The organism is Paracoccus sp. (in: a-proteobacteria), assembly GCF_047973135.1.
Classification (GTDB): Bacteria; Pseudomonadota; Alphaproteobacteria; order Rhodobacterales; family Rhodobacteraceae; genus Paracoccus.
In genome coordinates this window covers 1-22753 of record NZ_JBKEBL010000052.1, presented here as the reverse complement: position 1 = coordinate 22753, position 22753 = coordinate 1, and the positions used below count along the sequence as shown (strand labels likewise).

19 protein-coding genes and 1 tRNA gene are annotated in these 22753 nt (G+C 64.8%); 12 read left to right on the top strand and 8 right to left on the bottom strand.

Going from position 1 to position 22753, the window contains the following annotated elements; translation table 11 throughout:
- Positions 1–421 precede the first annotated feature (421 nt).
- The 3 genes from ACK5L9_RS04930 to ACK5L9_RS04920 form a co-directional block, all read right to left on the bottom strand.
- Positions 422–1444, bottom strand: a complete 1023-nt coding sequence (locus ACK5L9_RS04930; RefSeq protein WP_416910334.1) for an MBL fold metallo-hydrolase — start codon at positions 1442–1444, stop codon at positions 422–424.
- Positions 1441–3138: an acyl-CoA dehydrogenase gene (locus ACK5L9_RS04925; RefSeq protein ID WP_416910333.1), complete on the bottom strand. Its 1698-nt coding sequence runs from the start codon at positions 3136–3138 to the stop codon at positions 1441–1443. Before ACK5L9_RS04925 ends, ACK5L9_RS04930 begins: the two co-directional genes overlap by 4 nt.
- A gap of 190 nt (positions 3139–3328) precedes the next feature.
- Positions 3329–4756, bottom strand: a complete 1428-nt coding sequence (locus tag ACK5L9_RS04920; RefSeq protein ID WP_416910332.1) for a Glu/Leu/Phe/Val family dehydrogenase — start codon at positions 4754–4756, stop codon at positions 3329–3331.
- Positions 4757–4999: 243 nt separating this feature from the next.
- On the opposite strand from ACK5L9_RS04920, the gene ACK5L9_RS04915 reads away from it, so the two are divergent.
- The 4 genes from ACK5L9_RS04915 (at position 5000) to ACK5L9_RS04900 (ending at position 6861) form a co-directional block, all read left to right on the top strand.
- On the top strand, positions 5000–5677 hold the full coding sequence (locus tag ACK5L9_RS04915; protein WP_416910331.1) for a TetR/AcrR family transcriptional regulator: 678 nt from the start codon (positions 5000–5002) through the stop codon (positions 5675–5677).
- A 120-nt stretch (positions 5678–5797) separates the two neighbouring features.
- Entirely contained in the window at positions 5798–6151 is a 354-nt protein-coding gene (locus ACK5L9_RS04910; protein WP_416910330.1) for a hypothetical protein, read from the top strand.
- The gene (locus ACK5L9_RS04905) at positions 6151–6435 is read left to right on the top strand and encodes an I78 family peptidase inhibitor (RefSeq protein WP_416910329.1); all 285 of its coding nucleotides are present in this window, start codon (positions 6151–6153) and stop codon (positions 6433–6435) included. Before ACK5L9_RS04910 ends, ACK5L9_RS04905 begins: the two co-directional genes overlap by 1 nt.
- A gap of 93 nt (positions 6436–6528) precedes the next feature.
- Complete coding sequence (locus ACK5L9_RS04900; protein ID WP_416910336.1) at positions 6529–6861, top strand: DUF2794 domain-containing protein; 333 nt, start codon at positions 6529–6531, stop codon at positions 6859–6861.
- A gap of 440 nt (positions 6862–7301) precedes the next feature.
- Here the strand turns inward: ACK5L9_RS04900 and hrpB are convergent, their stop codons facing one another.
- A complete protein-coding gene (gene hrpB, locus ACK5L9_RS04895) occupies positions 7302–9725 on the bottom strand; it encodes an ATP-dependent helicase HrpB (protein ID WP_416910335.1) in 2424 nt (807 codons plus the stop codon).
- Positions 9726–9847: 122 nt separating this feature from the next.
- On the opposite strand from hrpB, the gene ACK5L9_RS04890 reads away from it, so the two are divergent.
- Positions 9848–11218, top strand: a complete 1371-nt coding sequence (locus ACK5L9_RS04890; RefSeq protein ID WP_416910328.1) for a YcjX family protein — start codon at positions 9848–9850, stop codon at positions 11216–11218.
- Positions 11215–12261, top strand: a complete 1047-nt coding sequence (locus ACK5L9_RS04885) for a YcjF family protein (RefSeq protein ID WP_416910327.1) — start codon at positions 11215–11217, stop codon at positions 12259–12261. The genes ACK5L9_RS04890 and ACK5L9_RS04885 overlap by 4 nt, the downstream gene beginning before the upstream one ends.
- A gap of 1 nt (position 12262) precedes the next feature.
- Here ACK5L9_RS04885 and ACK5L9_RS04880 read toward each other — a convergent pair whose 3' ends face one another.
- Positions 12263–12574 carry a hypothetical protein gene (locus tag ACK5L9_RS04880; protein WP_416910326.1) on the bottom strand — a complete coding sequence of 104 codons (312 nt, stop codon included), beginning with the start codon at positions 12572–12574 and terminating at the stop codon, positions 12263–12265.
- A gap of 269 nt (positions 12575–12843) precedes the next feature.
- Between ACK5L9_RS04880 and ACK5L9_RS04875 the strand changes: the two genes are divergently transcribed.
- Positions 12844–12919 (top strand) — tRNA-Val (locus ACK5L9_RS04875).
- A 354-nt stretch (positions 12920–13273) separates the two neighbouring features.
- Here ACK5L9_RS04875 and ACK5L9_RS04870 read toward each other — a convergent pair.
- Complete coding sequence (locus ACK5L9_RS04870; RefSeq protein WP_416910325.1) at positions 13274–14137, bottom strand: 3-hydroxyacyl-CoA dehydrogenase family protein; 864 nt, start codon at positions 14135–14137, stop codon at positions 13274–13276.
- A gap of 177 nt (positions 14138–14314) precedes the next feature.
- Here ACK5L9_RS04870 and ACK5L9_RS04865 point away from each other — a divergent pair, with 177 nt between their 5' ends.
- The 5 genes from ACK5L9_RS04865 to ACK5L9_RS04845 all read left to right on the top strand — a co-directional run bounded on the left by ACK5L9_RS04865 (position 14315) and on the right by ACK5L9_RS04845 (position 20311).
- A complete protein-coding gene (locus ACK5L9_RS04865; protein ID WP_416910324.1) occupies positions 14315–15205 on the top strand; it encodes a helix-turn-helix domain-containing protein in 891 nt (296 codons plus the stop codon).
- Between the two features lie 93 nt (positions 15206–15298).
- Complete coding sequence (locus ACK5L9_RS04860; protein ID WP_416910323.1) at positions 15299–16474, top strand: acyl-CoA dehydrogenase family protein; 1176 nt, start codon at positions 15299–15301, stop codon at positions 16472–16474.
- A complete protein-coding gene (locus ACK5L9_RS04855; RefSeq protein ID WP_416910322.1) occupies positions 16471–18000 on the top strand; it encodes an acyl CoA:acetate/3-ketoacid CoA transferase in 1530 nt (509 codons plus the stop codon). Before ACK5L9_RS04860 ends, ACK5L9_RS04855 begins: the two co-directional genes overlap by 4 nt.
- Positions 18001–18059: 59 nt before the next feature.
- Entirely contained in the window at positions 18060–19886 is a 1827-nt protein-coding gene (gene mutL, locus ACK5L9_RS04850) for a DNA mismatch repair endonuclease MutL (protein WP_416910321.1), read from the top strand.
- Between the two features lie 53 nt (positions 19887–19939).
- Positions 19940–20311 (top strand): DUF3775 domain-containing protein, encoded by a 372-nt coding sequence (locus ACK5L9_RS04845; RefSeq protein ID WP_416910320.1) that lies wholly within the window; start codon positions 19940–19942, stop codon positions 20309–20311.
- 220 nt (positions 20312–20531) lie between these two features.
- On the opposite strand, the gene chrA is transcribed toward ACK5L9_RS04845, so the two are convergent.
- On the bottom strand, positions 20532–21809 hold the full coding sequence (gene chrA / locus ACK5L9_RS04840; protein WP_416910319.1) for a chromate efflux transporter: 1278 nt from the start codon (positions 21807–21809) through the stop codon (positions 20532–20534).
- Between the two features lie 4 nt (positions 21810–21813).
- A complete protein-coding gene (locus ACK5L9_RS04835) occupies positions 21814–22632 on the bottom strand; it encodes a chromate resistance protein ChrB domain-containing protein (RefSeq protein WP_416910318.1) in 819 nt (272 codons plus the stop codon).
- Positions 22633–22753 lie beyond the last annotated feature (121 nt).

Here is a 22753-nt window from a genome sequence, read left to right as displayed (position 1 = left end):
CCCGGAGCGACGGTCGCGTCACCGCCGATCATTCCGTTGAACGCACCGCTTTCGTTGAAAACATGGTCGCCAAAGATCATGGGACGGTCGGGATTCATGGCAATTCCTCCGCTGAAAATTCTGTCCGCGCGAATCCGATCCCGTTATTTCACCACGTCGCGCCATTTTTGTCCAATCGCCCCTTGTCGCACCGGATCAGTCAAACAGAAGGTCGCCTGCCCCCATGGCTTGTCCCGCATCTCGTTCATGAGGGTGGAACCGGCATCGACATGATATGTATTGAAGAAAGTCGGCATTCATCGTTTGCACAGCATCAATCAGTCGGACCCGGACCTGCCCTTCGCCGCGTTCTGCGTGAAAGCCCGTTGTGACTCTGCGGCGCGGCTCTGACGACAAGCCGGATGTTGCTGACAAGCGACGTTCACGCCCCCCAGAGGGCCGCGCCGCCGCTTTCGCCAACCTGTCGGATCGCGCCCCTGCCACGCAGGTGATTGACATGTGCGACCGCCTCGACCAGCGCCAGCCCGAATTCGGCCTCGCCGATCTGACGCTTGAACAGAATATCGAAACAGCCCACCGCGCTGCGGGGGGATTCGCGCAGCGCCGCCTCCATCCGGGCCAGCGCGCCCAGATGATTGTCGCGCAATTGTCGCAGCCGCTCGGGCAGGCCGGTGAAGGGCAGCTTGTGGCCTGGCAACACCAGATGCCGGGCCTCGGCCAGCGGCAGAAGCCTTTCGCAACTGGCCAACCATTCGCCGACCGGGTCGGCCTCGGGCTCGGTCGGATAGACCCCCAGATTGGGCGAGATCGACGGCAGAAGCTGATCGCCCCCGATGACCAGATCATCGTCCTTCGACCAGAAAGTCGCGTGACGGGGTGCATGCCCGTCGCCCATCGCGACATGCCAGCGCCGCCCGCCGAAACTGATCTGCTGCCCCTCGTGCAGGCGGGTATAGCCCACCGGCAGCGGGTGCACGATATCGGCCGAGTTATAGGGCCGTTCAGAGGCCCGTTTGTCCAGCAGACCGGCGGGCATGCCCGCCCGCCGCCAGAAATCCAGCGACTGCCGCGTGGGACGTTCCTGCACCTCAAGCTGCAACATCCGTGCCGTCAGCCATGCGGTGCGGCTCATCATCAGTTCGGCATCGTCGGTCTGCATGAACCAGCCCGCCAGCCCGATATGATCGGGATGATGATGCGTCCCTATCACGCGCCTGACCGGACGACCGGCCAGAGGGCCCGCCCGCAGCGCCGCCCAAATCTCGCGCGAGCGGCGCGAATCCATGCCGGTATCGACCACAGCCCAGCCATCGCCATCCTCAAGCGCATAAACATTGACATGGTCCAGCGCCATCGGCAGCGGAAGCCGCAGCCAAAGCACGCCTTCGGCGATCTCGACCGCCTGCCCTTCGGCAGGCGGAGTTTCGAATGGCGTTCTGATCAAGCGGCAAAATCTCCGGCCAGGTTTTCATCACTCAGCGCGGTCAGATCATCCAGCCCCGCCCGCGCCTCTTCCAGATGGGCGGCATAGTGGGGCAGGACGCGCTTGATGTACACCCGTGCCAGAACCGCGCGACCGGGAACGCCCGCAAGGGCGGCGCGCAGGTGAAAATGCGCCCCCAGCACCCGCGCGAAGGCGTTCAGATAGGGCACCGCCCCGGCAAATCGCTGCGCCATGTCCTGTTCCAGCAAGGCCAGGGTCGCCTCGCGCAGGGTTTCTGCCGCGTTCCAGACGTCATGGGCAAGATCCGGGTGATCGGCCTGCGCGGCCTTGGCATCGTCAAGGATTTCATCCAGCAGGCGCATCGCGGCCTCGCCGCCATCCATCATCTTGCGGGCGACCAGATCCATGGCCTGAATGCCGTTCGTGCCCTCGTAGATAGGGGTGATGCGGACGTCGCGGAAATATTGCGCCGCGCCGGTTTCCTCGACATAGCCCATGCCGCCATGAACCTGAACGCCGGTATCGGCGACGCGGCAGCCGACATCGGTGCCATAGGCCTTTGCGATCGGGGTCAGAAAGGCCGCGCGCGCGGCATGTTCCTTGTCGCCGGTTGCCGTGGACAGGTCGATAGCGGCGGCACAGGCAAGGCCAATGGCACGGGCAGCAAAGACCTCGGCCCGCGCGGTGGCCAACATCCGGCGCACATCGGGGTGATTGACGATCACACCCATCTGGTCGCGTTCCTGCGCATAGGCGACCGCCTTTTGCAGCGCCGCCTCGGCCACGCCGACACCCTGCATGCCAACCCCCAGACGCGCGCAATTCATCATGGTAAACATCGCCGCCATGCCGCCATGCTCGGCGCCGACCAGCCAGCCCGTCGCCCCCTCATAGCTCATGACGCAGGTAGGGCTGCCATGGATACCCAGCTTTTCCTCAAGGCTGACGACCTTGAGGCTGTTCGCGACGCCGGGCTTGCCATCGGCATCCGGGATCAGCTTGGGCACCATGAACAGGCTGATTCCCTTGGTGCCCTTGCCGCCCTCGGGCAGACGGGCCAGCACCAGATGACAGACATTTTCGGTCACGTCGCTGTCACCCCAGGTGATAAAGATTTTTTGCCCGGTCACGCTGTAGGTACCGTCGCCATTCGCCACGGCCCTGGTCGTCAGCGCACCGACATCGCTGCCCGCGCCCGGCTCGGTCAGGTTCATTGTGCCCGACCATTCGCCGCTGGTCAGCCGGGGAAGATACAGCGCCTTGATCTCGTCGCTGGCGTGATGTTCCAGCGCCTCGATCTGTCCCTGGGTCAGCAAGGGGTTCAGTTGCAGCGCCAGATTGGCCCCCGACATCATGTCCGCGACCGACATGTTCAGCACCTGCGGCAGTCCCATCCCGCCATATTCCGGATCGGCGGCAAGCCCGATCCAGCCGCCGGTGGCGATTTCGCGGAATGCATCGGCAAAACCGGGGGAAGAGCGGACCTTGCCATTTTCCAGCCGAGCGGGCGTCTGATCACCGTTCAGGTGCAGCGGGGCCAGCGTGTTCGTGGCCAGCTTTCCAGCCTCATTCAGGATCGCGCTTGTGGTTTCGGGCGTCGCTTCGGCGAAACGCTCTGTTGCTGCGACCTCGTTGAACGGCACAATATGCCTGAGAATAAATTCGATCTGTTCGACTGGTGCCTTGTAGCTCATGCCGGGTTCCCCCTCTGATGCCGGAAAAATGGTCTGCCCAGGCCGCTGCCTGCGCCACGACATATCTTAGGATTGCGCGGTCTGGTCTCAACCAAAACCCGGCGTCACAACGGCAGGTCACGGTGTAACGCTGCGGCACTTGGCGGCGCATTCCCGGCCCGCAGGCACGACCTGCGAGCCGGACCGGGCCTTACAGCCCAAGCGAGCCATAGATGTTCGACACCCGCCGTATCGCCACGACATAGGCTGCGGTGCGCATGTCATCGACGCGGCTGTTGGTCATCCACACCTCTTTCATGTTGCGGAACGCCTCGCGCATGGTGTCGTCGAGACCCGAGCGGACCAGCTCCAGCTCGTCAGCACCGGTCAGGAACTGTTCCTTGAAGCCGCGCGCCAGCTCGAATTTGGTACCCGTATCGGCTGAAATCCGTTCCAGCTCTTCGATCAGCAGCCGCGCGCGCGCCTCTTCGTGGCGACGCTCAAGACGGCCAAGACTGATCTGCGACAGGTTCTTGACCCATTCGAAATAGGACACCGTCACACCACCCGCATTGGCATACATGTCGGGGATGATGATCACACCGTTGCGTTTCAGAATGTCGTCCGCATCGGCGGTGACGGGACCATTCGCGGCCTCGATGATCAGCTTGCATTTGATGCGCGGCGCGTTGTCGGCATTGATCACGCTTTCCACCGCCGCCGGAACGAGGATGTCGCATTCATCCTCCAGCGCGGCCAGCCCTTCCTCGCGATAGCTGCCGCCGGTAAAGCCGCGCAACCCGCCCGTCGCGACGATATGGCCGCGCAGCGCGTCGATATTGATGCCCTGCGGGTTGGTGATCGCGCCGTCGCGTTCGATCACGGTGGTGATGATCGCCTTGTCCTCGACCGACAGGAACTGTGCGGCATGATAGCCGACATTGCCCAGACCCTGAACGATCACGCGCTTGCCTGCCAGCTTGTCGGCCAGCCCGGCGCGCTTCATCACATCGTCGTGGCGGAAAAATTCGCGCAGCGCATACTGGACGCCGCGCCCCGTCGCCTCGACCCGGCCATGAATACCGCCCGCCGACAAGGGCTTGCCGGTAACGCAGGCGCGGGCGTTGATGTCGTCGGGATGCAGCCGCTTGTAGGCATCCGCCATCCAGGCCATCTCGCGCTCGCCCGTTCCCATATCAGGCGCGGGAACGTTCTGGCTGGGTGAGATCAGGTTGCGGCGCGACAGTTCATAGGTAAAGCGCCGGGTGATCTTTTCCAGCTCTTCCTCGTTCCAGGCGCGCGGGTCGATGCACAGGCCGCCTTTCGACCCGCCAAACGGCACCTCGACCAGCGCGCATTTATAGGTCATCAGCGCCGCCAGCGCCTCGACCTCGTCCTGCGTGACATCCAGAGAATAGCGAATCCCCCCCTTCACTGGCTCCATCTGTTCGGAATGAACCGAGCGATAACCGGTAAAAGTTTGTATTTCGCCGCGAAGGCGAACACCGAAACGCACCGTATAGGTTGAATTACAGACCCGGATCTTTTGCTCCAGTCCAGGGGCAAGCGACATCAGGCTCGCCGCATGGGTGAACATCCGGTCCACGGAGTCACGAAAAGAGGGGTGTCTCAGGCTCATTATGCTGTCTCCCGAAGCTAAAAGCGATTCGTGCAGGCTAATTTCTCAGCCCAGACACTAGGCGAACGCCCGAGAATCAGTCAAACTGGAGACGTTGACGGGGTCAATGGGCAAGATCCCGAGCATGACCTACCGTCAATACGCAGAAGTTTGCCGATGAAAGGGCCGAATCGACATAAGCGCTATACGACTATGGGGTTCATTCGAATAAGCTTAAACGTGTGCTTTTAGAAAGTTATCAGTATGATTAAAGTTTCTCGTAAAAAGACAGTCTCGCCCGGACGTAAATTTGCTCAGGTCCGTGATGGTGCCTGGCGGGTATTCGTTCGCGATGGGTTTGCTGGCGCAAGTGTCGATGACATCGCCAGCGCAGCCGGTGTGTCGAAAGCCACGCTCTATGCCTATTTTCCAGACAAGCGCCTCATGTTCGAAGAGGTCGTGCGCGCAGAAATGGACCGCGTCCGCGATCATCCGCTGGACAATGTTCCGCAGGGTCTGCCGGCGACTGACGCCATCCCGCGTCTGACGCTGGCGGTCGCGTCGTGGCTGACGGCAGAACGGCGGTCGCAACTGGCGCGGCTGATCGTTGGCGAAGCCGTGCGCTTTCCCTCGATCGCGACCACGTATCATGATCTGTTCGCCAAGGCTCTGGCCGACGAGGTCCGCGAAAGGCTGGATCATTTCGTCGCGCGGGGCGAGCTGGATATCCCCGATACCGCGCTTGCGGCCGAGCAGTTGATCCATCTGTGTGGCGTGCAGACGCTGGACAAGGCGGTAATGCGTCTGGGCAAGCCCGATCACGAAACCATCGCCCATGTCACCAGCGTCGCAGGCGACCTGTTCCTGCGCGCCTATGCGCCGGACGGCGCGACGCAGCGCAATCACGGGCCGCGCCCCACGAAATCCATCGCGGTGGCTTAATTATCCTGATGGAAACGTGATTTTCGCGTCGGGTTCTCAAGCGGCGCGGTCAGCGATATAAGCAGGCGACAGAGTTATGTGTCGCCTGCATTCGCAGGCCTCCGAGGGAACAGACCAGCGATGATCAAGACGACGATCCTGCCCATGGCCATGGCGGCCGCCTTTCTGGCCGGGTGCATGCCCGTGCCGCAGCAACCCATGCCGCAGCCGGTGCCGGCCGTTCAGCCCGCCCCCATCGCCCCGCCTCCGACCGAGGGCATCTCGGGGCTTGAGGAACGCCAGCCCGACCTGTGCGGTGCCAAGCAATATATTCCCTATCTGTCACAGCCCGGCGGCGTCATCCCGACGCTTGGCATCACCAAACAATATCGCGTCGTCGAATATCGCGGGATCGAACCGCAGGAATACAATCCGCAGCGGATCGTGTTCCGTCTCGACGCTTCCGGCAACATCTACAACATCGATTGCGGCTGATGCGTATTCTGACCCTGTTTCCCCTGCTGTCGGCGCTGGCTCTGGCCGCATGTGACGACACCGCCCCCAAGCCCCCGACCCCGCCCGAGCTTCCGCAGGAATGCGGGGCCGAAGGGTTCACCGGCCTTGTCGGTCAGCCGAAATCGGTGCTGGACGGGCTGAAGCTGCCGGACGGCACCCGGATCATCGGTCCCGATGACGCGGTGACTGCCGATTTCCGCCCCGACCGGCTGAATATCGAGACCGGCCCCGACGGGCTGATCGCCAAGGTCAGTTGCTATTGATGACCCAGGCGGCGGGGCCAGCATCGCATCGCGCCGCCATACCCTTTCTTTTCGATTGATTTGGCGCCCGCCGGGTGCCACGATCACCTCATGATGAGTGCCGCCCCGCCGTTTGCCGCCTATCCCGACCGCGTGGTCTTTGACCGGACAGAGTTGGGCGCGATCCTGACCGTTTATGGCCGTTTCGTCGCTGCGGGCGAGTGGCGCGATTACGCAATGTCCTTTCTGCGTGATGCCGCGATCTTCAGCATCTTTCGCCGCGCCACCGAACACCCGCTTTACCGCATCGAGAAGCGCCCCCGCCTGCGCGGCGCACAGGGGGCCTATCTGGTGATCGCAATGGATGGCCGTATCCTCAAGCGTGGCCATGATCTGCAACAGGTTCTGAATGTCTTTGACAAGAAACTGATCCGCGCGGTCGAGTGAACCCGGTTTCGTTGCAGCGGTTTCGGTTCCTGCAAAAGCCGGAGATGGAAAACCTTGCCGCCGCGGGGGTGTCGCATCGGCCAAACCCGTATAAGGCCTTTCCGAAAAGCGTCAAAAGCCCGGTAAAAAAGGAAAGGTGCCGAGTGTGAACAGGCGATACACCAACGCCACGCTTTCCAGAAATCCCGGATTCGACGTCACCGCCGCAGATTTGCGTCCCGCGATGGCCGGGGGGGCTGTGCGCCCCCCGGACCCCCTGCAAAAGCCTGCGGCGGGCGGTCTGCCTGCTGGCCAGCGCAGTTGCAGGGTCGGCAACCCTGCGGCAGCCTTCGATCATGCTTCCATGCGGGATCCCCTGCGCCAATTTGATCACCGGGCCGGATTCCGTCAGATATCCTTGCCTTCAGCTTGCGGCAGGCCCTTCCCGGCAAGCGGTTCACTCACGTCCCGCGTGGCTTGGCGCGGGCGGTCGGGTCGGCTTCGGTCGGGTCTTCGGGCCAGGGGTGGCGGGGATAACGGCCGCGCATATCCTTGCGCACATCGGCATAGGACGAGGCCCAGAAGCCCGGCAGATCGGTCGTTACCTGCACCGGTTTGCCACCCGGAGACAGCAGGCTGATCCGCAGGGGTCTGCCGCCCACCACGGGATGCCGGGTGACGCCAAACAGTTCCTGAAGGCGCAGCTCGATCGAGGGGATTTCGTGGTCGTAATCGACAGGCACCCTGCGCCCCAGCGGCGTGACGAAATGCGCCGGAACCTCGCGGTCAAGCGCCTGCTGACCGTCCCAGCCGATCCGCGATTTCAGCGGCTCGGTCAGATCCAGCGCGCGCAGATCGGCCAGATTGCGCACCCGACCCAACCAGGGCAACAGCCAGCCACCATCGGCCAGCAGGCTGGCATCGTCCACCGGCCCCAGCGCCGGAACCAGCGCAATCCGCGCCCGCAACCGCGCCGCCACCTTGCCCCATGTCAGACCGTCGAGGCGCAGCCCCTCAAGTGCGGCCTGTGCCACCGCCTCGTCCGAAGCGTCGGACCAGGCGCGGTCGGTCAGGATCAGCGCGCCCAGACGTTCCTGCCGCCGCGCCAGCACCCGCCCCTCGCGGCGGGACCATTCGCAGATTTCGACCTCGGCGATCGCTTCACCGGACAGGTCGCGTAATTCGGCATCGGTCAGCATGGCGGCCATGCGGATACGCGCTTCGCGTTGGTCGCCATCCAGATCGACCGCAACGATCAGCCTCTGCCCCGCCAGCGGGTCCAGTCCATCCAGCACCGCCCCCTTGCCGCCCGACAGCACAAAGCGCGGGTCGTCCCCCTTGCGTCGCAGGCCAATCCGGTCGGGATAGGCCAGCGCCGCCATTGCCCCCGCCGACATGGCGGGCCGGTCGCGCCCGCCGATCAGCCGCCGCAAACGGGCTGCCTCGTCGCGGATGCGCTGGATGGTGGCGCGGTTGACCTCGTGGGGGTGGCGATCCGTGAAATCGCGCAGATTGCGGATGGCCGACAGGCGCAGCGACAGATCGGCAGGAGCGCCTCGCAGCGGGTCACGCTCGGCCAGAAGTGCGGCCAGATTGGCGGCCTGCCCCCCGGCGATCAGCAGCATATGCCCCAGCCGGGGATGCAGCGGTAAACGGGCCAACGCCTTGCCATGCGCAGAGATCCGGCCCGCGCCGTCCAGCGCGCCAAGGCCGGTCAGCAGCGCCCGCGCCTCGGCCAGCGCCCCCTCGGGAGGTGGGGTCAGAAAGGCCAGATCGGCAGGCGCGGCCCCCCATGCCGCCAGCTCCAACGCCAGCCCGGCCAGATCGGCCACCGCGATTTCGGGCGGGGCAAAGGCGGGCAGCGCCCCCTCTTCGGTGCGCGCCCACATCCGGTAACAGATGCCCGGCGCGACGCGGCCCGCCCGGCCGCGCCGCTGATCGGCCTCGGCCCGGCTGGCACGTTCCGTCACCAGTCGCGACATGCCGCTGTTCGGATCAAAGCGTGCCCGCCGGGCACGACCGGCATCCACCACCACACGCACGCCGGGAATGGTCAGCGAGGTTTCGGCAATCGCCGTCGCCAGCACGATCCGCCGGGTTGGCCCCGCAGGCAACAGCGCCGCGCGCTGCGCCTTGTGATCCAGCGCGCCATACAGAGGCAGCACCTCGCAGCCCGTTTCGGCCAGCAGGCCCTGCACCCGCCGGATTTCGGCCTCGCCGGGCAGGAAGGCAAGGATGGTTCCGCCTGTTTCGCGCGTGTCGGCCTCGGCGCGCAGAATCAGCCGCGCCGCCTCGGGAACAAGCCCGGCACGGGCGGGCACTGGTTGATCCAGCCAGCGCGTCTCGACCGGAAAGGCCCGGCCCTCGGACCGGATCACCGGCGCGCCGTCCAGCAGCGCGGCGACAGGTTCGGCATCCAGCGTAGCCGACATGACCAGCACGGCCAGATCGTCGCGCAACGCGCCCCGCGCCTCCCAGACCAGCGCAAGGCCAAGGTCGGCATTCAGGCTGCGTTCGTGAAATTCGTCGAAGATGACGCAGCCGATCCCCTCCAGCGCAGGATCCGACTGGATCATCCGCGTCAGGATGCCTTCGGTCACGACCTCTATCCGGCTGCCTGGCACGGACTCACCACGAATGCGATAGCCGACGCGCCCGCCCGGTTCTTCGCCCAGCCCTTCGGCAAGGCGCTCGGCAGCGGCACGGGCGGCCAGCCGGCGCGGTTCCAGCATCAGGATGCGGCCCCGCACCTGATCCAGCAGCGCCAGCGGCACCCGCGTCGTCTTGCCCGCCCCCGGTGGCGCGACCAGAACCGCGCGGCCATGTCCAGCCAGCGCCGTTATCAGCGCGGGCAAAGCATCGTCTATGGGCAAGCGGTCCAGCATCCGCCGGGTTATGCCAGAGCCGACCAGCACAGGAAAGAGCCGCGCGCCCTATGAAAACCTTCCCGGCCTCCCTATGTTCAGGCGAAACGAGGCCGGAAAAAGCGGGCGGGAAAACGGGCGGAATGGGTATCGGCGACAATCTGATGCAGCGGATTGGACTGGGCGATCCGGTCATCCGGCTGGGTGTGACCGGGCTGTCCCGCGCGGGCAAGACGGTGTTCATCACCTCTCTGGTGGCCAATCTGATGGACCGGGGCCGCATGCATGCGCTGCGCGCCGCCGCCGATGGCACGCTGAAAACGGCCTGGCTGCAACCCCAGCCCGACGATACGGTGCCGCGCTTTGACTTTGAACGGCATCTGGCGGCGCTGACCGGCCCCGAGCCGCACTGGCCGGACGGTACGCGCCATGTCAGCCAGTTGCGCCTGTCTTTGCGGTTGCAGCCGCGCGGACTGTTTTCAGGGTTGCGCGGGCCGCAGACCGTACATCTGGATATTGTTGATTATCCCGGCGAATGGCTGCTGGATCTGCGGCTGATGGACAAGGATTTCGCCGAGTGGTCGGTCGAGGTTCTGTCCCGGATGACGGGCCGCCCCGGTGCCGATGCCTATCTGGCGGCGCTGGCGGGGCTGGGTGCGGGGGATGGCTTTGCCGAACCCGCCGCCCAGGCGCTGGCCGAAACCTATACCGCCCATCTGCATGCCACGCGCGAAGCCGGCTGGTCCGACTGCACGCCCGGCCGGTTTCTGATCCCCGGCGAGATGGCGGGATCACCCGCGCTGACCTTTGCGCCTCTGCCCGACACGCTGCGCGAGGGCCGGCTGCACCGCGAATTTCGCCGCCGTTTTGACGCCTACAAGTCGCGCGTGGTCAAACCCTTTTTCCGCGACCATTTCGGCCGAATCGACCGTCAGGTCGTGCTGGTCGATGTGTTGGGCGCGATCCATCGCGGCCCCCCCGCAGTCGAGGACATGCGCCGCGCCATGGCTGATATCCTGACCGCATTCCGTCCCGGTCGCGCCGGGTGGCTGGCGCAGCTTCTGGGCACGCGCCGGGTAGAGCGAATCCTGTTCGCCGCGACCAAGGCCGATCACCTGAACCATGTCCAGCACCCGCGCCTGACCGCGATCCTGTCGGCCATGCTGCGCGAGGCCCGCGACCGCGCCGATTTCTCGGGGGCGCGAACCGAGGCGATGGCCATTGCCGCCCTGCGCGCCACGACCGAGGATGTCATCCGCCAAGGCGACGACGAACTGCCCGCCGTGCGCGGCAGGCTGCTGGATGGCAGGCAGGCGGCGTTCTATCCCGGCGAATTGCCAGCCGACCCGCTGGCCCTGCTGCATCCGGCGCGCGAGGGGGCGGGCGAATGGCTGGATGCCGATTACGCCATCATGGATTTCGCCCCCGCACCCCTGACAGCGCGCCCCGGCGACGGCCCGCCGCATATCCGGCTGGACCGCGCCGCCGAATTCCTGATCGGAGACCGGCTATGACCGACGACACCCCCCGCAAGCGCGGCCCCGTCCTGATCAACCTTGACGCTCCCTCCCCGGAAACCGGGGACGATACCGCGCAGAACCCTGCCGATGCGCCGCCCATCGACGACGCCTCGCCCCTGCCCCTGCCCCGCAGCATGGAGATGGTGACACGGCTGATGGGCCGCCGCCCGTCGCGGCTGACGCGGTTTTTCGTCAATTCCGGCGTCGCGCTGCTGACCTTTCTTCTGTCCATCGCGGCGCTGGATTTCATCAACCGGCTGATGACCAGCTATCCGCTGCTGGGCTGGATCGGGATCGCGCTGTTCGCCATGTTCACGCTGGCGGCGCTGGCGATGGCGTGGCGCGAATACCGGGCATGGGCGCGCTTTGCCCGGATCGACGCGATCCAGCGTCAGGCGGATGTGGCGCTGGCCGAGGACAGTCCGGACAAGGCGCGTCAGGTCTCGGGTCAATTGCTGCGGCTTTATCAACGCCGCCCGGAACTGGAATGGGGCCTGCGCCGTCTGGCCGATCACCGGGCCGAGGCCATCGACGCGCAATCGCTGCTGACCCTTGCCGAAACGGAACTGCTGGCCCCGCTGGACCAGGACGCCCGCCGCGAGATCGAGGCCGCCGCCCGCAGCGTCGCCGCCGCCACCGCGCTGATCCCGCTGGCGCTGGCCGATGTCGCAGCGGCACTGGCGGCCAATCTGCGGATGATCAGGCGCATCGCCGAAATCTATGGCGGTCGCGCGGGCACCGTGGGCGGCTGGCGGCTGGCGCGAACGGTGATGACCCATCTCGTCGCCACCGGAGCGGTCGCGGCTGGCGATGACCTGATTCACACCATGGCTGGCGGAGGCGTGCTGTCCCGGCTGTCGCGGCGTTTCGGCGAGGGCGTGGTTAACGGCGCGCTGACCGCCCGTGTCGGCGTTGCCGCGATCGAAGTTTGCCGCCCCCTGCCCTTCTTGGCACAACCCCGGCCAAAGGTCGGCAACCTTGTCACACGCGGCTTGCGCGGGCTGTTCAGCAGCGAGACCCGCCCGGACGAACCCTGACCTATCGTGCCGTATCGACCTGCTGGCGCAGGATCGATTTGACCTGATAGGTGCGCGGATCGATGCGAATCAGCTTGCCCATGGCGACGGCATAGCGGTTGTCGCGCGGCTCGGCCCCTAATCCGAAACGGCCCGGATCCTCGATCAGATCAACCGCTTCGGCAGGCAGAACCTCACCCACGCTGAAACTGCATCGCCCGCTGCATTCGTCAGCCTCGGGTAGACGCTCGTTCCGCGATTCGGCTGCGCTCAGGACGCCTATGGCGACCAGCGCCGCCACAGCCAGACCAATGATCGGGCGGATGGTAATCATGGCTCGATTGCCCTTGTGTGAGCCGATGGAAATTCATCGACCTTGCTGTCCCCGCAACGACCGGACGCCTCATCGGTTCCCTGATCGGACAACAAAGTTCTGTACCGCCCGGAAACCCGTGGCATTGCCCGCTTGCCGTTGCAATAATGATACAGCCGGGCGATATACCGCCTGCTTGGCCCATGCCCCGTCCGCGCCGTCCTTACGCCGGCAAATGCCGTCAAACAGCCTCTGGCGCAGCCCGACGCGGGTCGCTATACCGTCAACCGGGGCGGTTAGCTCAGTTGGTAGAGCGCTTCGTTTACACCGAAGATGCCGGGGGTTCGAGTCCCTCACCGCCCACCATGATTTCAATGCCTTATACGCTTTCAACGAAGTGTATTCGGGTTCAATGAACCCAGGTTCCTCTTTTTTTGAAACAGGCACCATCCGCCCGGATACAAAGAAACCGCCGGGTGCCGGGATCACGCTTCGGCCAGCCGACCTTCAGCAGCGATATCGTCGCGGCGGACAACCAATACCCTCTGTCCAAAGCCCTCCGGCTGGTCATCGACACGCTTTCCATCAATGACACCAGATTTTTCCTCCGCACCTTTTGCGCGGATGTTAACGAAAGCGGATGGTTCAGTTCTACTTGCTTTTAATCCACCAAAATGGGGCAATTTCACTGCGCCAATTTGATCATCAAACCGGCTTCCGTCAGCTATAATCGCTATAGAACCCCCTGCCGCTTTTCTGCCCGAGGCGGCCTTCGCCGATCATCCTGCGCAGCAATTGCCGCGGTTCCTCGGGAATACCCTCGCGGATCGAGGCGTAATGTTCCTCGATGTTCAGCACGACATCCAGCCCGACCTCGTCCATCATCCGGAACGGCCCCTCGGCAGTGCCGAAATTCTGCCGGAAGATGCGATCCACGGTTTCCGCCGTGGCAACGCCCTCGGCGGCGACGGCAAGCGATTCGCGTTTGATGGCGGCCCAGATGCGGTTGAAGATAAAGCCGACGCTTTCGCGCATCACGTGATAGGGGGTCAGCCCGTATCGCGGAAAGCGATCCATCAGCAGGTCGATGATCCTGTCGTCGGTTGCCCCGCTTGACATCAGCTCGACCGAGCTGATCTGCGGCGGCATCATGAAATGCGTGTTCAGCACGCGGGCCGGATTGCCGACCTCGCCGATGAATTCCGAGCTGGGAAAGGACGACGAATTGCTGGCCAGAATCGCATCCGCCGCTGCAAGACGGTCAAGATCGCCAAATATGCTGCGCTTCAGTTCGACCTTTTCGGGAACCGCCTCGAAAACGATCCACGCGTCCCGGATGGCATCCTCAAGCGTTGCGGCACCGATGATTTTTCCGGCCTTGCCGCCTTTGGTCGCCCCGACCTGAGCGGCAAGATGATCGCTGGCGAAGGCGACACCCCTGGCCCGCGCCTCTTCGCCGGGATCCGAGATCCGCACCTCGGCCCCCTGCGTCGCCATCATCAGGGCGATGCGGCTGCCAAGTGTGCCCGCGCCGATCACCGCGATCGGACGTTGTTCGATGTTTACGGGGATCGTGACGGTCATTCTGAACCTCCTCTGGTGGCGATTTGGCCCCAACGCATGATCGGGCCACTTTGTTGCCGGGCCGCGCAAAGAATCTTTTCCGATCACCCTGTCCAGTTTTCCGCAGCGCCGAAATCTGGACAGGGTCCGCCTTTGAAGGGATATTCGGTTGAACCGTGCCAGATAAGGCAGACCGACATGTCGCAGGTGCCAGCCGCGCTTCCCGGCTATTTTCTTTACGGAGACAAGGCGCGGGATATCGGCCTCGATACGCTGAACATCGAAGAACTGCGCGAACGTTCCTCGCGGCATGACTGGATCATTCATCCGCACCACCATCCCCATCACATCCAGCTTATGCTGTTCACGAAAGGCGGGGCCGACACCCGGATCGAGGGCGTTGCCCTGACGCCGCGCGCACCCGCGCTGGTCGTACATCCGGCAGGCATGGTCCACGGCATCCGCTATCTGCCCGGCTCTGAAGGGATGACGATCACCGTCGCGAAAACCTATGCCGAGGCGCTGGTCAGGGACCAGCCGCAGCTTTTGTCGGCGCTGCAAAGCCCTGCGGTCTGGAGGCTGGGCGATGCCTTCGATCAGGTCGCGGCGGATTTCACCCAGACCCTGCACGAAACCCGCACACGGGATCCGGGCTGGGCGATGGCTGTGCGGGGCCGGTTCCTGACCATTCTGGTCCGGCTGCACCGGCTTCAGCACCGGCTGGCGCAACCGGCGCGGCCCCGGCGTGATCTGCAACTGGCGGCTGGCCTGCGCGATCTGGTCGAACAGGATTTCCGGGGCGAAAAGCAGATAAGCGCCTATGCCCGGCGGCTGGCCGTTTCTCCGCAGCGGCTGAACGCGGCCTGCAAGTCCGCTTTGGGGTGCCCGGCCTCGCAGGTGCTGCATGACCGCCTGATCGTCGAGGCGCGGCGGCTGCTGGCCTATACGGAAATGACGGTCGCCGAGATCGGCCACGACCTTGGCTTTGACGATCCGGCCTATTTCAACCGCTTTTTCGCGCGGCGTGCGGGGCAATCCCCCGGCGCGTGGCGTGCCGCGCATTCCGCGACATGGCGGGTGGACGGCTGAAACAGTCGATCCGTCCAACAAAAGCTATGGTCGGTCCATTTTCGCATCGCGCCCGTTCCGTCATCATCGGCGCATTCGGGATGAGGGCGCATCATGGAACTATCACTATCACACGAACAATCCCTGCTGGTGCAAACGGTGCGCGATTTCATCGCCGACCAGCTTCAGCCGCTGGAAGATCAGGTCGAACGCGATGGCGCGCTGTCCGAAGATGTCGCCCGCCGGATATTCGAAAAATCCAGCGCGCTTGGGCTGTATGCGATGAACATCCCCCAGGAATTTGGCGGAGGCGGGTTGTCGGCGCTGGACACGATGCTGGTCGAGGAACAGTTCGGCCGCACCACCGACATCCTGATCCGCCGCGCCTTTGGCAATGTCTATGAGGTGCTCTTGTCCTGCAAGGGGGCGCAGATCGACCGCTGGCTGCTGCCTGCGGTGCGGGGCGAGCGGATCTGTTCCATCGCCTTTACCGAGCCCGAGGCCGGATCGGATGCCGCAGGCATCCGCACAAGGGCGGTCCGCAAGGGTGACGGGTGGATTCTGTCGGGGATGAAGCATTTCATCTCGGACGGGGCGGTTTCGGATTTCTTTGTCGTGACCGCCGTGACCGACCCCGGCAAGGGGCATCGGGGCATCTCGATGTTTCTGGTGGACAAGGGTATGGCCGGGTTCACGACCGGGCGCGACCAGCCGATGATGGGCATTCGCGGCACCAGCCATCTGGAACTGCATTTCGACGATGTGGAACTGACCGACGATCATCTGCTGGGTCAGGAAGGCCGGGGCCTTGGTCTTGCGCTTTCGGTGCTTGGCCGGGTCCGGCTGGCGCAGGTCGCAGCGCGGGCCATCGGCAAGGCCACGAAGATTCTTGACCTGACGCTGGACCATGCGGGCCAGCGCCGACAGTTCGGCCAGACCCTGGGCGAGTTCCAGATGGTTCAGCAGATGCTGGCCGACAGCGCAATCGAGATCAATGCCGCCCGCACCGCCCTGTGGTACTGCGCATGGGAAATCGACCAGGGGCTGGACCCGCGTGCGAAAATCTCGGCGCTGAAGGTGCAGGCATCCGAAACCCTGGGCCGGGTGGTGGACCGGTCGATGCAGATCTTTGGCGGCATGGGCTTTTCAAAGGATTTGCCCATCGAACGCTATTACCGCGATGCGCGAATCTATCGCATCTTTGATGGCGCCAGCGAAATCCATCGTGGCGTGGTCGCGAAATCCCTTCTGAAAGGGGGGCGTCGCATGTACGACCCCTTTGCCGCATGACGGCCGCCGCGAAATTCATGACCGCCGAGGCATCGGTCGCACTGATCCCCGATGGCGCGACGGTGGGGCTGATCGGTGGCGGCGGCGGGCTGTGCGAGGCGACGCTGCTGCATGAACGCTGCGAGGCGCGGTTTCTGGAAACCGGCCATCCGCGCGACCTGACCGTGGTGCACGCCCTTGGCATCGGCGACCGCGACCAGACCGGAATGAACCGCTTTGCGCATGACGGCATGGTCCGGAGGGTGATCGGCGGGCACTGGGTCTGGTCGCCGCGCATGCAGCAGATGGCCGCCGCAAACCGGATCGAGGCCTATGTGCTGCCCGGCGGCGTGGCGATGCAGTTGATGCGTGAAATCGCCGCTGGCCGGCCTGGCCTGTTCACCCATGTCGGGCTGGGAACCTTTTGCGACCCGCGCCGCGAGGGCGGGCGCATGAATAAGGCCGCTACCGAACCGCTGGTCGAACTGACCGAAATCGACGGCCGCGAATATCTGCGCTATCTGCCCTTTCCGGTCCATGCCTGCCTGCTGAAAGGCTCGGCTGCGGATGAGGACGGCAATATCAGCCTTGACGAGGAACCCGCCAATCTGGACAGCGCCGCGATGGCCATGGCGGTGCGCAACTCGGGCGGGGTGGTGATCGTGCAGGTCCGCGCCCGCGTTCCTGCGGGCTCGCTTGGGGCGCGGCAGGTGCGCATTCCGGCGGCGATGGTCGATGCGGTGGTGGTCGATCCCGATCAGCGGCAGGGCTATGGCATCATCCACGACCCGACGATTTCCGGGCAGGCGCACCATGCCGATCCGCCGCCCCCTATGCCGGATCTGTCGGTCCGGCAGGTCATCGCCCGGCGCGCGCGGCAGGAATTGCGGCAGGGCGCGGTGGTGAATTACGGCTTTGGCATCCCCGACGAAATCGCCTCGCTGGTCGCGGCCCGAGGCGAGCGGGGCCTCTATCACCAGACCATCGAACACGGCACCTATGGCGGCACGCTGCTGACCGGCATGCGGTTCGGCTATGCCCGCAACCCGACCTGCATGATCGACGGCCCCTCGCAATTCGATTTCTATTCCGGCGGCGGGCTGGACATCGCCTTTCTGGGCTTTGGCGAATTTGACGGGCAGGGCGATGTGAACGCCTCGAAGCTGGGCGGATTGCCGGTCGGCCCCGGAGGTTTCATCGACATTGCCCAGAACGCCCGCAAGGTTGTTTTCTGCGGCACGTTCGATGCCAGAGGCGCGCAGCTCGAACCCGGCAGAGGGGCCTTGCGGATCGGCCGCCACGGTGCGGTGCGCAAGCTGGTTGACCGGGTGGCACAGGTCACATTTTCCGGCGAACAGGCGATCAGGCGCGGGCAAGAGGCGATCTATGTCACCGAACGCGCCGTCTTTGTCCTGCGCCCCGATGGCATGCATCTGACCGAAATCGCCCCCGGCATCGACCTTCAGGCTGATATTCTGGACCGGATCGGTTTTGCCCCGAAAATCGGCACCCTTGCGCGGATGGATGCGGGCTGCTTCTCCACCTGATCCCCACGATAACCGCGAATCGCTGGCGAAACCCGCCCGGCCCTGCTAGATATGGGGGTATGAATAGTCACGCCCCCAATATCCGCCCCGTCATCCGGCAACTGGATGAAACCACCGCCAACCGTATCGCGGCGGGCGAGGTGGTCGAGCGTCCGGCCTCGGCGGTCAAGGAACTGGTTGAAAACGCGCTGGATGCAGGCGCGACCCGCATCGACATCGCCATCGAGGAAGGCGGCAAGCGGCTGATCCGTGTCAGCGACAATGGTTGCGGCATGACGCCCGAGGATCTGCCGCTGGCCCTGTCGCGCCACGCCACCAGCAAGATCGACGGCAGCGACCTGCTGGATATTCGCAGCTTTGGCTTTCGCGGCGAGGCGTTGCCCTCGCTTGGGGCGGTGGGGCGGCTGACCATCACCTCGCGCGCGGGCGGGGCCGATGGCGCGGTGATCGCAGTGACGGCGGGCAAGACCGCCCCTGTCCGCCCCGCCGCCGCCAATCCCGGCACGGCGGTCGAGCTGCGCGACCTGTTCTTCGCCACACCCGCCCGGCTGAAATTCATGCGCAGCGAACGCGCCGAGACGCAGGCGATCGCCGAAACCGTCCGCAGGTTGGCCATGGCCGATCCCTATACCGGCTTTACCCTGACCGCCGATGGCAAGGAAATCTTTCGCGCCGATGCCGAACAGGGCGAATTGTTCGGCGCACTGCAGACCCGCCTGTCCCGCGTCATGGGCCGCGATTTCACCGATAATGCCCTCGCCATCGACGCGATACGCGACGGGCTGACCCTGACCGGCTTTGCCGCGCTGCCGACCTATTCGCGCGGCGCGGCGGTGGCGCAGCATCTGTATGTGAATGGCCGCCCGGTGCGCGACAAGCTGCTGACCGGGGCGCTGCGGGCGGGTTACATGGATGTGCTGGCCTCGGGGCGGCATCCGGCGGCGGTGCTGTATCTGACCTGCGACCCGCAGCTTGTCGATGTCAACGTGCATCCAGCCAAGGCCGAGGTCCGCTTTCGCGACCCGGCGGCGGCGCGCGGGCTGGTGGTCAGCGCGCTGAAGCACGGGCTGGCCAATGCGGGACACCGGGCCTCATCGACCGTGGGCGATGCGACGCTGGCGGCGTTTCGCCCCGAACCCGGTCCTGTGCCGCAGCGGCATGCCTATCAGATGGATTACCGCCCCTCGCGCGGTGCGATCCGGGCCAGCCTGGACATGCAGGCCCCCGCCGCCGATCCGGTCATGGGCTTTGCCGAGGCACCTTCGGCCCGGTTCGAGGACGTGCCCCCCACTGCCCCCTCTGATGCGCCCCTTGGCGCGGCGCGGGCGCAGATCCACGAAAATTACATAATCGCCCAGACAGCCGACGGGCTGGTCATCGTCGATCAGCACGCTGCCCATGAACGGCTGGTCTATGAACGTCTGAAGGCGCAGGCAGAGGCCAGCGGCATTCCGTCGCAGGCCCTGCTGATCCCCGAGATCGTCGAACTGTCTGATCCCGACGCCGCGCGCCTGATGTCCATCGCCGGCGACCTGGCCGAACTGGGCCTGGTGATCGAATCGTTCGGCGGCGGCGCTGTGGCGGTGCGCGAGGCCCCGGCGATGCTGACCCGGCTGGATGCGCCCGCGCTGATCCGCGACATTCTGGACGATCTGGCCGATCAGGGTGCCTCGGACCGGCTGCGCGCACGGATCGACGCGGTGCTGTCCTCGATGGCCTGCCACGGCTCGGTCCGATCGGGCCGCAGACTTGGCGCAGACGAAATGAACGCCCTTCTGCGCGAGATGGAACAGACCCCGAAATCCGGCCAGTGCAACCATGGCCGCCCCACTTGGGTCAAGCTGCGCCTTTCGGATATCGAGCGACTGTTCGGACGCAAGGATTGACGCTGCTGCGGCTTGGCGCGACAACAGTGCCAGCAAGCACCCGGAGGTTGCCCATGCTTCAGATCACGCCTGACAAGATCGCCCATGTCATCATCCGCGCCCGCGAATATGACAGCGGCCTGAACCCCTGGGCCCATGGCGGCGAGCGTCGCCAGCACGGAACAGGCAGCGAATTGCACGATTTCATCGGCACCCTGAACGAGGACGAACAGGCAAGTCTGGTCGCCGTGATGTGGATAGGCCGCGACAGTTTCGACGCCGACGAACTGGCCGAGGCCATAGCGACGGCGCGCGCCGAACAGACGACACCCACCGAAGATTACCTGATGGGCGAACCACAGCTTGCCGACCTGCTGGAGGCCGGGATGGACGCGCTTGGAATCTCGCCCGAGGATGCCGAGGACGATTTGCAAAAACCGGTCTGACGGCAATACGCGGATATTGCTGCACCTGCACGATCCCCGCTGCGCCTGCAAAGGCATCTGCAAGCCGGGCGGGAAGTGGTCATGCGGCGAAGCGGCTTGGCAATAGCGGCACTATGGGCAATCCGACATTCGGGGCACCATAAAAAGCTGTTGTTCAAGACAAGTTTGGAAGCACCTTTTTGTGTCGCCTTTGGCGCTGGTCAGGTCATTGCCGACGCGATCACGAAAGTGCCGCATCATGCGCAAACGCTAATCCCGCCGAGATGGCCAGCAACCAGCCAACCCCCATGTGCCGCCGAAGCAGAAGATACCCCGACAAGGCAATCAGCGCCAAGGCGACGACATTGATCGACGCCAGATCGGGCAGCCACAGCACCAGCGGTCCGGCTCGTCGTTCGGCAACCGTTCCGAACACGACATGCAGCGCGAACCATAGCGACAGGTTCAGAATCACACCGACCACCGCCGCCGTGATGGCGCCCAAGGCACCCGAGAGGCGCGGCTGGGCCGAGATGCGCTCGATATAGGGCGCACCCGCAAAAATCCACAGAAAGCACGGCACGAAGGTAACCCAGAGCGTGACCAGAGCCGCCCCGATGGCGAGACCAAAGCCCCCCGCCTTGTAACCGGCCAGAAACCCCACGAACTGGGTAACAAGGATCAGCGGTCCCGGCGTCGTCTCGGCCAGCCCCAGCCCGTCCATCATCTCGGTCGCGCTCAGCCAGCCAAGCCGCGTCACCACATCCTGCGCCATATAGGCCAGAACCGCATAGGCGCCGCCAAAGGTGACGACCGCCAGCCTGGAGAAGAAGGCGCCGATCTCGATCAGGATTGGCGCGCCGCCAAAAAGGCCAAGCAGGATCAGCGGCAGGAACCAGACGGCGAGGCCGATGGCGATGGTCAGCGCGGTGCGTCGCAATCCGCCCTCTGGCGGCTGCGGCGTAACGGCGGCCACCGCCCCCCGCGCCGCGAAGGCGCCGTAAAGCCCGGCGGCGAGCACGATGGCGGGAAAGGGAACCCCCAGAAAGAAGATCGCCACGAAAGCCAGCCCGGCGATCACCCATTGCGAACGGCTCTTCAGCGCGCGGCGGGACACCCGCAACAGGGCCTCGACCACGATCACGACCGCCGCCGCCTGCACCCCCAGAAACAACGTATCGACCAGCGGCACGCCGCCAAAAGCGACGTAAAGCCCCGCCAGCGCGAAGATCACCATCGCGCCCGGCAGCACAAAGAGCGACCCGGCGATCAGCCCGCCGGTAATCCCGTGCAGACGCCAGCCGGCATAGGTGGCCAGTTGCATCGCCTCCGGCCCCGGCAACAGTATGCAGAAGCTCAGCGCGTTCAGATATTGTTTCTCGGTCAGCCAGCCGCGTTCATCGACCAGAATCCGGTGCATGAGCGCGATCTGCGCCGCTGGCCCGCCAAAGGACAGCAGGCCGATCTTCAGGAAGACCCGGAACGCCTCGGACCGGCTGACCGTTATCGTCGTGGCCATTGGATCAGCCTTTCACAAGCGCGGCGGGCCAGTTGTGACCCTCGCCGGTCGCATCGCGCGCCCAACGGTAGAACATGTCGTAAAGCGCCATCCCGGCGGCGAGCTGTTCGAGATCGTCCCGATACATCCGGGACAGGCCGAGCGAGGCGGCCAGCAACCCGGCCGCCTCGGGCGCCTGATCGAGACGGTCGGTATCCGCCCCGCGCACGATCCGGGCAAGCCGGTCCAGCGCCTCAATCTTCAGCCCGAACTCCGCGATCATCGTATCGAAAGTGCAGGTCTCGCCCCGGTGGCTCCAGAACACGCCCTCAATGTCGAAAGGGGTGGCGTCGAAACGCTCGGCGACATGCATCACCTGGGCAGGCTCGACAAAGAGAAACTGCGCGGCGGGGTCGATAAAACGGCGGATCAGCCAGGGACAGGCGATCCGGTCGATCTTGGGGCGGTGGCGCGTCACCCAGACGGTCCGGCCCTGCGCATCGCGTGGTGGCAGTTTCGCAGAGTCGATCATCGGCAACCCCGCGTCGCGCCAGGCGATATGCCCGCCCTCCAGCGTTTCCGCCGAGACGCCCTCGGCGCGCAGGATCGCCGCGACGCCCTGACTGAGTTTCAGCCCTTTCTGGCAATAGACCAGAGCCCTCGTGCCAACGAGGCTACGGGCAAGTGCTGTGGCCTCGGTGAAGGGATGGCGCCGCGCACCGGGAACCATGCGGGGATCGTCATCGACATCCTCGTCGATGCGCACATCAATGATAACCGGGCATTCATCCGTCCCGACAAGACGGGCAAGCTGCAAGGGTTTGATTTCCGTTGGAGAAGCCATGGCGGCATCCTTCCCTGTCCGAGGGTGAGAGGATGCGGCATTCCGGCTGGCGCCTCACGAGGCCACCGCAGGCCCCATGCTTTTTGGTAGGGCAAGGAACGAGGGAATGTCAATTCGTTGT

Bases quoted from the DNA above. Each gene is read 5' to 3' on its own strand.
- ACK5L9_RS04925 (WP_416910333.1), bottom strand. From the start codon at position 3,138: ATGAGCTACAAGGCACCAGTCGAACAGATCGAATTTATTCTCAGGCAT.
- ACK5L9_RS04920 (WP_416910332.1), bottom strand. From the start codon at position 4,756: ATGAGCCTGAGACACCCCTCTTTTCGTGACTCCGTGGACCGGATGTTC.
- ACK5L9_RS04915 (WP_416910331.1), top strand. From the start codon at position 5,000: ATGATTAAAGTTTCTCGTAAAAAGACAGTCTCGCCCGGACGTAAATTT.
- ACK5L9_RS04910 (WP_416910330.1), top strand. From the start codon at position 5,798: ATGATCAAGACGACGATCCTGCCCATGGCCATGGCGGCCGCCTTTCTG.
- ACK5L9_RS04905 (WP_416910329.1), top strand. From the start codon at position 6,151: ATGCGTATTCTGACCCTGTTTCCCCTGCTGTCGGCGCTGGCTCTGGCC.
- ACK5L9_RS04900 (WP_416910336.1), top strand. From the start codon at position 6,529: ATGAGTGCCGCCCCGCCGTTTGCCGCCTATCCCGACCGCGTGGTCTTT.
- hrpB (WP_416910335.1), bottom strand. From the start codon at position 9,725: ATGCTGGACCGCTTGCCCATAGACGATGCTTTGCCCGCGCTGATAACG.
- ACK5L9_RS04890 (WP_416910328.1), top strand. From the start codon at position 9,848: ATGGGTATCGGCGACAATCTGATGCAGCGGATTGGACTGGGCGATCCG.
- ACK5L9_RS04885 (WP_416910327.1), top strand. From the start codon at position 11,215: ATGACCGACGACACCCCCCGCAAGCGCGGCCCCGTCCTGATCAACCTT.
- ACK5L9_RS04880 (WP_416910326.1), bottom strand. From the start codon at position 12,574: ATGATTACCATCCGCCCGATCATTGGTCTGGCTGTGGCGGCGCTGGTC.
- ACK5L9_RS04870 (WP_416910325.1), bottom strand. From the start codon at position 14,137: ATGACCGTCACGATCCCCGTAAACATCGAACAACGTCCGATCGCGGTG.
- ACK5L9_RS04865 (WP_416910324.1), top strand. From the start codon at position 14,315: ATGTCGCAGGTGCCAGCCGCGCTTCCCGGCTATTTTCTTTACGGAGAC.
- ACK5L9_RS04860 (WP_416910323.1), top strand. From the start codon at position 15,299: ATGGAACTATCACTATCACACGAACAATCCCTGCTGGTGCAAACGGTG.
- ACK5L9_RS04855 (WP_416910322.1), top strand. From the start codon at position 16,471: ATGACGGCCGCCGCGAAATTCATGACCGCCGAGGCATCGGTCGCACTG.
- mutL (WP_416910321.1), top strand. From the start codon at position 18,060: ATGAATAGTCACGCCCCCAATATCCGCCCCGTCATCCGGCAACTGGAT.
- ACK5L9_RS04845 (WP_416910320.1), top strand. From the start codon at position 19,940: ATGCTTCAGATCACGCCTGACAAGATCGCCCATGTCATCATCCGCGCC.
- chrA (WP_416910319.1), bottom strand. From the start codon at position 21,809: ATGGCCACGACGATAACGGTCAGCCGGTCCGAGGCGTTCCGGGTCTTC.
- ACK5L9_RS04835 (WP_416910318.1), bottom strand. From the start codon at position 22,632: ATGGCTTCTCCAACGGAAATCAAACCCTTGCAGCTTGCCCGTCTTGTC.